Below are 8,826 nucleotides of genomic sequence, written 5' to 3' on the forward strand. Positions count from 1 at the left end.
CGCCGTCGGCCGGCCCGAGCCGGCCGACCACCCCGGCCACCGGCCCGACCGACCGGCCGGGCAGCCCGGCCGCGCTGGCCGGGCTCTGCACCGCCTATCAGGCGAAGAAGAACCCGGACCGGGGCCGTGCCCTGGAGACCCCTCCCTTCGCCGACCTGGTCTCGGCCGCCGGCGGTCGGGAGAAGGTCCCCGGCTACTGCGACGGGCTGCTCCACGGGAAGGACAAGCCGACCCGGTCCGGCGCCGACCCGGCCCAGCATCAGCCGAGCGCCGGCCCGACGGCAGGGACCGAGCCCACCGCCCGGGTCACCGGCCGGCCGGAGCCCACGCCCAGCAGCCCGACGGCCGGTCTCGCGACGACGACCAGCCAGCCGGGCAACCCGCCGGCGCAGAAGCCCGCCTCGGTCCGCCCCTCCCCGCGTTGACCAGTGATCCGCCCCGGACGGGCTGATAGCTTGCCCCGGTGACTCCGCGGCGTCGCCGACTGGCGATCCTCTTCCGCCTGGCCGTCGTGCTCGGGGTGGTGGCCGGCATCGTGCTCACCGCGCTCGGCCCGGCCACGGTGACCGGCCTGCTGCCGTACTTCACCATCCAGAGCAACGTGGCGGTCGGTGTCTTCGCCGGCTACGCCGCCTGGCGGGCCTGGCAGGGCCGCCCGGAGCCGCCGAGCGCGCTCAAGGGCGCGGTGACCCTCTACATCACCATCACCGGCACGGTCTACCACCTGGTGCTCGCCAACCCGGCCAGCCCGTTCGCCATGGTGCAGCCGCACCGCGAGCCGGGCGAGTGGTGGGGCAACCAGTTCCTGCACACCGTCGTGCCGCTGCTGGCGATCGCCGACTGGGCGCTGTTCGACCGGCGCGGCCGGCTGTGCCCCCGGTACGCCGCGTGGTGGCTGGCGTTCCCGGTGGCGTACCTCGGGTTCGCCCTGGTGCGGGGGCTGGTCGTGCACCGCTACCCGTACCCGTTCCTCGACGCCGGGCAGCTCGGCTACGGCGGCGTGGGGCTCAGTGCGCTCTTCTTCGCCGTCGCGTTCTGGCTGCTCGGGCTCGCCTTCGTCGGGGTCGACCGGGGGTTGGCCGGGCGGGCCCGCGCCGTGCCGGCGGAACCGGCCCCGGCCGCCGCCGTCACGCCGGAGGAGAGCGCGGCCGGGCCCCGCTGACCGTCGCCCTTCCGGTCTCCGGTCACCCGACGGTGCGCCGCTGACCGGCCGCGCCACCGACCCGGACCCGCCGGCCGGTGGTGCGGTCGCGACCGTAGGCGTCGGCCCGCCCCCAGCGCCCCGGCACGTCCAGGAGTTCGATCCGGCCGTACCCGTCGGGGACGTACGGGTTCGCCAGCAGGTTCTCCCCGCAGGGGCGCAGCCCGAGCATGGTGGCGAGCAGCATGAGCAGGCCGCCGGAGGCCCACGACTGCGGCCGGCCGGCCTCCGGCAGCTGGACCGGGTACTTGGTGATCTCGCGCGGGAAGCCGGCGATCACCTCCGGCACCGACCCGCCGAGCGTCTCCGCCACGGCGAGGATGCCGGCCGCTACCTGGGCGGCCTCGGCGTCGTACCCGTAGCGGCGCAGGCCCGCCGCGACGAGCGCGTTGTCCGACGGCCAGACCGCGCCGAGGTGCGCGCCGACCGGGTTGTACGGCCGCTGCCCGGTGGCGTAGGTGCGCACCCCCCAGCCGGAGAAGAGTTCCGGGCCGGAGAGGTGCGCGGCGAGCGCGTCGGCCCGCTCCGGCTCGACGATGCCGCTCCACAGCAGGTGGCCGAGGTGCGAGGTGAGCGCGTCCACCGGCTCCCCGTCCGGGGTGATGGCCAGCGCGTAGTAGCCCCGGTGCGGCAGCCAGAAGTCCCGGTCGAACCGCTCGCGCAGCCGCGCGGCCTCGGCCTCCAGCCGGTCGGCGTACCCGGGGTCGCCCCAGAACTCCCGGGCCAGCCGGGCGCCCCGGATCTTCGCGTCGTACGCGTACCCCTGCAACTCGCAGGTCGCCCGGGGGTACGGCGGCGCGACGGCATGCCGGTCGACGATGGCCTCCGGCGAGTTCCGCCAGGTCTGGTTGGCCAGCCCGTTGACCGTGTTGCGGGGCTGGTAGCGCAGGTAGCCGTCGCCGTACGGGTCGCCGTACTCGTCGAGCCAGTCCAACGCCATCCGGGCCGGGTGGCGCAACTGCCGGACCAGCTCGACGTCGCCGGTCCAGCGCTCGTACTCGTCGAGCAGGATGACGAACAGCGGCGTGGTGTCGGCGGCACCGTAGTAGAACGCGGTGGGCTGCTCGCCGAAGGCAGCCGACTCGCCGTACCGCAGCTCGGCGAGGATCTTCCCGGGCTCCTCGTCGTGGTAGTCGTCGAGCTGGCCGCCCTGGAGCAGGGCGAGCAGGCGCAGCGTCGCTGGGGTCAGCTCCGGGGTGAACGGCAGCGTCTCCAGGCAGGTGACGAGGGCGTCCCGGCCGTACAGCGCCATCGCCCAGGGCAGCCCGCCGACCGGCACCCGTTCGGTGTAGGACAGCGGCATGTACCGCAGCGAGGCCAGGTCGGTGAGCGCCTGCCGGTAGGCCGACATCAGGGTTTCCCGCTCGGCGATGAGCTGCGGCGCGTGGTCGAACCAGCGGGCCAGGTCCTCAGGCATGACCTGATGGACGTGCTGGCGGTGGGACTCCAGACTGGACCGCAGGTCCCGTCCCTCGGCGCCGCGGATGATCATGGCGACGTGCAGGTCGGTGTGCCACGTGCCGTCCGGGGCGACCCGGATCCGGAAGGTCATGCCCCGCTGGTCGACCTCCGCGGGCGCGGTGCTGGAGACGACGCTCTCCCGGGTGAACCGGCCCCGCTGGTAGCAGATCCGCAGCTGCTGGTGGACGGCGTCGGCGACGACCGCCGGCTGGCGCGGCTCGGGTCGGAGGATCTCGGCGGTGTCGGCGAAGTCGCTGCCGATGTCCATCCGCACGGTGAACTCGGCGGGCTCGGCGGAGTGGTTGAGCACGGTGATCCGCTCGTTGAAGCTGTCGTTGATGGACCGGTGCCGGATCACCGACACGTCGGCGTCCACGTAGTGGCTGGCGGCGCCGGGCACCAGCACGAACCGGGTCTCGAAGTAGGCCAGCTCGTCCCGGGACAGGGCATGCAGCCGCTCCCCGTTCAGGGTGAGCACCCAGCGGGACAGGAAGCGGGTGTCGAACGAGAACAGGCCGATCGGGGCGCACGGGTCGGCCTCCATGTCGCCCTGCCCGTCACTGAGCGCGAACGCGTTGCCGGCCCGGATGTTCACCAGCTCCTGCTTCATCGCGTACCCACCCGGCCTCCGGCGCGGGCCACCTCGCGGGGATGCCGGGCCTCGGGCGGTCCCGGGAAGAGCCTGCGCAGCGTCAGCAGCAGCCGCAGGTTGCCCTGCGCGGTGAGGTCGTTGCGCAGCAGCGCCGCGGCCGGGTTCAGCCGGCCGGCGGCGATCCGGTCGAACACCTCCCGGTCGGCGCGGACCACCAGGTCGGCCTCCTCCGCCAGGCGATCCACCCGGACCTCCTGGTGGTCGATGGTCAGATACCAGTGGTCGGTCCGCGCCCCGTCGCGCAGGTCCAGGCGCAGCGTGCCGGCGGTGTTCTCCGGCAGGTCAGGGTGTCGGCCGGGAAGCTGCCGGGCCAGGTACTCCGCCGCCGAGGCGCTCATCGGTCCCTCCCCGTGTCCGTGCTCGCGGCTCGCCGCCGGGCGGCTCCGGGCCGCTCCCGCAGCGTCCCCGCGGGTCGGGTGAGTCGAACTCACCCCGTGCGGGTGAGTCGGGCTGGTGCGCCGGGGCGGAAGTCGGGTAGTCCGGAGGAATGGGGATGACCGGGGACGCCACGACCGACCGGGTGCTCGCCGCGCTGCTGGCCATGCAGCGCCAGTCCTGGGAACAGGGGGTGACCGGGCATGCCCTGCTCGACCTCGGGCATGCCGCGCTGGCCCGCGCCCGGGCGGCGGTCAACCCCGCTGGATGAGCCCGCGCACGTAGGCGGCCTGGCCGCAGTGCTGGAGGTCGTCGTCCAGCACGCTCACCAGCCGCACGCCGAGGGTGACCGGCGGGTCCCAGTTCTCGTCGACCACCCGGTCCAGGTCGGCCGGGCGCAGCCCGCGCAGGTGGGCCAGGGTCCGGTCGACCACCGCCCGGTGGTAGTCGAGCAGCACCCCGCCGTCCTCCGGCCGCACCCCGGCGACCTGCTCGGGCCCGTGCCCGAAGCCGGTGTCGTCCGGGTCCGCGGTCAACCCGCACCGCCCCGCCCAGGGGCCGCCGACCCAGAGCTGCTCCTCCCCCAGCACATCGCTGACATGGTGGTCCTGGAGCCGGGTCAGGTGCCAGACCAGCCAGCCCACCGGGTTCGACCCGGGGGCCGGGGCCTGCCGCAGCTGTTCCGGGTCGAGCCCGTCGAGCGCCCCCGCCACGAGGTCGGGCAGCCGGCCGTACGCCTCGGTCAGCAGGTCGTTCACGTCCACGGGTCCACGCTCCTCCGCCGTCGGTTCCCCCGGGCTGTACCGCCCAGGCCGGACGGCAAACCTCACCCCCTTAGGGTGATCGCGTGGTCGCGGCGCTGGAGCTGTATCTCGACACCGACGCCACCCGGCGGATCCGGGTGCTCTGGGACGCGTTGGAGGCCGAGGGTGTGCAGAGCATGAAGTCGCTGCTGGAACAGCGGCACCGGCCACACGTCTCGCTGGCGGTCGCGCCGCGTCTCGACCCGCACCGGGTCGCCGAGGCGCTCGCGGGAATGGTGGTGGCCGCCCCACTGCGGCTGGAGTTCCAGCACGCCGGGCAGTTCGTCGGGCGGGTGCTCTGGCTCGGCCCGGCTCCCACCGCGGAGCTGCTGGCCCACCACGGCGCGGTGCACGACCGGCTGGCCCGGGCCGGGATCGACCTGGTGGAGCACTACCAGCCGGGGCGCTGGGTGCCGCACTGCACGCTCTCCATGCGGGTGCCGAACGCGCTGATGGCCGCGGCGGTGCGCCGCTGCCTGGAGGTGCTGCCGCTGACCGCCACCGTGGTCGGCGCGGCGGTCACCGACCACGCCCGGGGCATCTCCCACCCGCTCGGCTGACTGCCCGCCCCGGCCGTTCGCCCGCCGGTCAGCGCGGTCCGAGATCGACCAGGAAGGTCGGGTAGTCGGGCTGCGGGCACGGGTCACCGCGGTGGCCGAGCCGCTCGTAGAACGGCGCCGCCCGCTCCCGGTGGGCCTGCCACTCCAGGTGGCGGGCCCGCCCGGCCGCCCACTCCGACACCGCCGCGAGCAGCGCGCGGCCCGCGCCGCACCGGCGCCGGTCCGGGCGTACGTACAGGTCGTGCAGGCGGACGGTGCGGTGCGCGTCGCCGGAGCGCAGGTGCGGCCCGTGGTCCTGGGCCGCGGCGTACCCGGCCAGCCCGCCGTCGTCCACCGCGCCGAGCAGCGCCCAGCGCGGGTCGGCGAGCAGCAGCAGGAAACGCTCCCGGTGGACCTCGGCGGGCTCGTCGCCGACGCCCATGTCCCGCAGCATCGGCCACAGCCGCGGCCAGTCCGCCCCGGTCAGCTCCCGTACGGTGATCGGCACGCCGTCCAGGATGCCGGTCGGACCGGGTTCTGCGCCATCTGCCGCCGCCGATGGCCCCCGCTCGCCTGACGCCGGACGGCTCTCCCCGCCAGGTGTGCCTAGACTGGCCGCGTGAGGCGAACCGAATGACCAGCGCGAGCGCGTCGTCGACGACGTACGGTCACCTCTGCCTCGCCTACGACGACCCGGCGGCGCTGGACGCCCGGGCGGTCGCCCACCTGTCCGCGGGCCTCGCGGCCGGCGAGCAGGTCTGGCTGGTCGCCCCCGGTGACCACGACTCCCTGGCCCGCCGGCTGGACCGCCTCCCCGGTCTCGACGCCGCGCTGGGCCGGCGCGCGCTCCGGCTGCTCCCGGTGGAGCAGGCCTACCGCCACGACGAGGTCGTCGACCCGGAGAAGCAGGTCCGGGCGTACGCGACGGCCACCACCGACGCGCTGGCCGCCGGCTACACCGGCCTGCGGGTGTTCGCCGAGGCCACCACGCTGGTCCGCTCCGTCGCCCAGCGCGACGCCTTCGCCCGCTACGAGCACCTCATCGACCGCTGGATGCGCTACCACCCGATGTCGGCCGTCTGCGCCTACGACCGGCGCGAGCTGGGCGACGCGGCGATCGCCGAGCTGGCCTGCATGCATCCCGAGACCAACGCCGACGTGCTGTTCCGGCTGCACGCCGGTGGCGGCGAGGCGGTCGTCGAGCTCGGCGGGGAGCTGGACCCGTCCAACCACCGGCTCTTCGCCGCCGCGCTGCACCGGGCCGACCCGCGACCGGTCGACGGCCGGCTGGTGCTCGACGCGTCCGGGCTGGGCTTCGTCGACCACCGCTGCCTGCTGCACCTGGCCGACCACGCGCGGCGGCACGACGCCACCGCCGTGCTGCGCACCTCGCGTGCCGCCGCGGCCCGGCTGGTCGAGCTGCTCGATCTGGACGAGGTGCGGGTGGAGGTGGTCCGATGAGGACGGGAGCCGCCGCCGGTCACGTGGGCTACTACCACGAGGCGATCCTCTACGACTCCGACGAGCACCTGCTGGCCGTGGTGCTGCCGTTCCTGCTCGGCGGGGTCGAGGCCGGCGAACCGGCCGTGGTGGGCCTCGGGGGGCGCAACGCGGAACTGGTCCGCCGGGCCCTGCCCGCCGGCGCCGCGGTCACCTTCCTGCCCGGCGGCGACCTCTACGCCCGCCCCACCGCCGCGATCCGCGCCTACCGCAAGCTGCTGGGCTCGTACGTCGCCGAAGCGCCCGGCAGATCCGGATCATCGGCGAGCTGCCGCCGGCCGTGCTCGGCGCGACCTGGGACTGGTGGGCCCGCTACGAGTCGGCCATCAACCACGCCTACGACGACTTCCCGCTCTGGAGCATGTGCGCGTACGACTCCCGGACCACGCCGTCCCGGGTGCTGGCGGACGTGACGCGCACCCATCCCCGGGTGGCGCTGCCGGACGGCAGTCACGTGGCGACCGACGGCTACACCGAGCCGACGAGCTACCTGGCCGAGCACCACCTGATGCTGCCCGACCCGGTGCAGCGGGCGGCGCCGACGGTCGAGCTGATCGACCCGGCCCCGGCCGAGGCGCGGGACGCGGTGCGCGCCGCCCACCGGGGCCAGCTTCGCGTCGACGACCTCGACGACCTGGTCGTGTCGGTCAGCGAGGTGGTGAGCAACGCGCTGCGGCACGGTGTGCCGCCGGTGCGGATGCGGCTGTGGAGCGCCGCGGACCGGATGGTGGTGACCGTGCACGACCGCGGCCCCGGCCCCACCGACCCGTACGCCGGGCTGCTGCCGGCGGGCAACGGCGCCGCCGGCGGCCTGGGTCTCTGGATCAGCCACCAGTCCTGCAACCACGTGGCGCTGCACCGGGACGCCGAGGGCTTCACCATCCGGCTGACCGCGGGGAACCCCTACTTCCCGGTCTGACGCGACCCGTCCGGACGGCCGGTGTGGAGCCGTGCCGGCGGTCGGGGGCGGGGCGGGGCGGAACCCGCGCGCCGACGGCGGTACCGTTGCGCCTCATCATGCCCTGCGGGGCGGTCATCCGCCGGCCTGGCGCTGGCGAACCGACGGAGGATGGCGCATGTCCAACGGCGAGGAACCGTTCGCGGCCCACGACGACGTGTCCGCGCGACCGAGGTTCGACCCGGCGCTGCGCGGCTACGACAAACGCCAGGTGGACCGGTACGTCGAGCAGATGGACGGCGAACTGACCGCCCTGACGGCCGACCGGGACCGGGCGTACACCCAGGTCCGGGAGCTGACCGCGCAGGCGCAGCGGGCGCAGACCGAGGCCGCCGAGCTGCGCCAGCGCCCCACGCAGGTGGACCGGGCGTCCTTCCGCGACCTCGGCCCGATGGTCGACCAGATCCTCGACCTGGCCGAGAAGCAGGCCGGGCAGATCACCGAGGCAGCCACCAAGCGCGCCGCCGAACTCCAGGCGCAGGCGGAGAAGGTGCTGGCCACGGCGCGCGACGAGGCGGAGCGGGAGCGGCACGAGCTGGCGGAGGAGCTGTCCACCCGCCGGGCCGAGCAGGTGAAGGCGGACGAGGAGCGGCGCACCGCCGCGCAGGCCGAGCTGACCGCGATCCGGGAGCTGACCGAGAAGCTGCGCACCGAGGGGCAGGCGGCCCACGACCGGGCGCAGCAGGAGGCGAAGCGGATCGCCGAGCAGAGCGCCCAGCAGGTCGAGCAGGCCCGCTCCGCGTCGGAGGCGCTGGTGAAGGCGGCGCGTACCCAGATCCAGCAGGAGGTGCAGGCCAACCGGAGCAAGGCCCAGCAGGAGCTGGCCCAGTGGCAGGCCACCATGGCCCGCGAGCTGGACGAGCGGCGGGCCGCGGCCGAGCAGGAGCTGGCCGACCGGGCCAGCGCCGCCGAGCGGGACATCGCCGCCCTGGTCGCCGAGGCCCAGCAGTACGCCACCGAGGTCCGCGAGCGAGCCGACGAGGAGACGACGGCGCACCAGGAGCAGCTCGCCACGGTGCAGCAGGAGATCCAGCAGCGGCAGGAGGCCCTCACCCAGCTCCTGGCCGAGCTGGCGACGGTCGACGAGCAGCTGGAGCGCACCCGCCGGGAGATCGGCACGATCGAGCAGCAGGGCGCCGCGCTGGAGGAGCAACTGGTCGAGGTGCGCCGGGACCTGGTCGCCGAGACCAAGCGGCTGGACGAGGCGCGCCGGGCGGCGGATCTGGCCGAGCAGCACGCCAAGGAGACCCGGGCCCGGGTGCAGCGGGAGGCCAAGCGGGTCGCCGACCTGGCCGCCGCGGCGGTCATGGCGGCCGCCGCGGGCGGCGTGGAGACGG

The 8,826-nt window shown here is 75.1% G+C and carries 10 protein-coding genes and 1 pseudogene; 7 read left to right on the forward strand and 4 right to left on the reverse strand.

From position 1 onward, the window contains the following. Both ABZV78_RS30435 and ABZV78_RS30440 read left to right on the forward strand, forming a co-directional pair. A pseudogene (locus ABZV78_RS30435) lies at window positions 1-425 on the forward strand (hypothetical protein); the annotation flags it as partial. Window positions 426-463: 38 nt separating this feature from the next. Next, entirely contained in the window at window positions 464-1,162 is a 699-nt protein-coding gene (locus ABZV78_RS30440) for a Pr6Pr family membrane protein (RefSeq protein ID WP_355644127.1), read from the forward strand. Window positions 1,163-1,184: 22 nt separating this feature from the next. On the opposite strand, the gene ABZV78_RS30445 is transcribed toward ABZV78_RS30440, so the two are convergent. Next, entirely contained in the window at window positions 1,185-3,272 is a 2,088-nt protein-coding gene (locus ABZV78_RS30445) for a glycogen debranching N-terminal domain-containing protein (RefSeq protein WP_355644129.1), read from the reverse strand. Then, window positions 3,269-3,652, reverse strand: a complete 384-nt coding sequence (locus ABZV78_RS30450) for an SCP2 sterol-binding domain-containing protein (RefSeq protein WP_355644131.1) — start codon at window positions 3,650-3,652, stop codon at window positions 3,269-3,271. The genes ABZV78_RS30445 and ABZV78_RS30450 overlap by 4 nt, the downstream gene beginning before the upstream one ends. A gap of 155 nt (window positions 3,653-3,807) precedes the next feature. Between ABZV78_RS30450 and ABZV78_RS30455 the strand changes: the two genes are divergently transcribed. After that, window positions 3,808-3,960, forward strand: a complete 153-nt coding sequence (locus ABZV78_RS30455; RefSeq protein WP_355644133.1) for a hypothetical protein — start codon at window positions 3,808-3,810, stop codon at window positions 3,958-3,960. Here the strand turns inward: ABZV78_RS30455 and ABZV78_RS30460 are convergent. Next, the gene (locus ABZV78_RS30460; protein WP_355644135.1) at window positions 3,944-4,453 is read right to left on the reverse strand and encodes a DinB family protein; all 510 of its coding nucleotides are present in this window, start codon (window positions 4,451-4,453) and stop codon (window positions 3,944-3,946) included. The two genes, ABZV78_RS30455 and ABZV78_RS30460, sit on opposite strands and share 17 nt — an antisense overlap. Before the next feature lie 83 nt (window positions 4,454-4,536). On the opposite strand from ABZV78_RS30460, the gene ABZV78_RS30465 reads away from it, so the two are divergent. Next, on the forward strand, window positions 4,537-5,052 hold the full coding sequence (locus ABZV78_RS30465) for a 2'-5' RNA ligase family protein (protein WP_355644137.1): 516 nt from the start codon (window positions 4,537-4,539) through the stop codon (window positions 5,050-5,052). A gap of 28 nt (window positions 5,053-5,080) precedes the next feature. Here ABZV78_RS30465 and ABZV78_RS30470 read toward each other — a convergent pair whose 3' ends face one another. Next, the gene (locus ABZV78_RS30470) at window positions 5,081-5,539 is read right to left on the reverse strand and encodes a GNAT family N-acetyltransferase (RefSeq protein ID WP_355644139.1); all 459 of its coding nucleotides are present in this window, start codon (window positions 5,537-5,539) and stop codon (window positions 5,081-5,083) included. Window positions 5,540-5,664: 125 nt separating this feature from the next. Between ABZV78_RS30470 and ABZV78_RS30475 the strand changes: the two genes are divergently transcribed. The 3 genes from ABZV78_RS30475 to ABZV78_RS30485 form a co-directional block, all read left to right on the forward strand. After that, window positions 5,665-6,492, forward strand: a complete 828-nt coding sequence (locus tag ABZV78_RS30475; RefSeq protein WP_355644141.1) for an MEDS domain-containing protein — start codon at window positions 5,665-5,667, stop codon at window positions 6,490-6,492. Continuing rightward, the gene (locus ABZV78_RS30480; protein ID WP_355644143.1) at window positions 6,425-7,450 is read left to right on the forward strand and encodes an anti-sigma factor RsbA family regulatory protein; all 1,026 of its coding nucleotides are present in this window, start codon (window positions 6,425-6,427) and stop codon (window positions 7,448-7,450) included. Before ABZV78_RS30475 ends, ABZV78_RS30480 begins: the two co-directional genes overlap by 68 nt. A 157-nt stretch (window positions 7,451-7,607) precedes the next feature. Continuing rightward, a partial coding sequence (locus ABZV78_RS30485) for a hypothetical protein (protein ID WP_355644144.1) occupies window positions 7,608-8,826 on the forward strand: 1,219 nt, incomplete at its 3' end.

Source organism: Micromonospora sp. NPDC004540 (assembly GCF_040610095.1).
GTDB lineage: Bacteria > Actinomycetota > Actinomycetes > Mycobacteriales > Micromonosporaceae > Micromonospora.

Bases quoted from the DNA above. Each gene is read 5' to 3' on its own strand.
- ABZV78_RS30445 (WP_355644129.1), bottom strand. From the start codon at position 3,272: ATGAAGCAGGAGCTGGTGAACATCCGGGCCGGCAACGCGTTCGCGCTC.
- ABZV78_RS30450 (WP_355644131.1), bottom strand. From the start codon at position 3,652: ATGAGCGCCTCGGCGGCGGAGTACCTGGCCCGGCAGCTTCCCGGCCGA.
- ABZV78_RS30455 (WP_355644133.1), top strand. From the start codon at position 3,808: ATGACCGGGGACGCCACGACCGACCGGGTGCTCGCCGCGCTGCTGGCC.
- ABZV78_RS30475 (WP_355644141.1), top strand. From the start codon at position 5,665: ATGACCAGCGCGAGCGCGTCGTCGACGACGTACGGTCACCTCTGCCTC.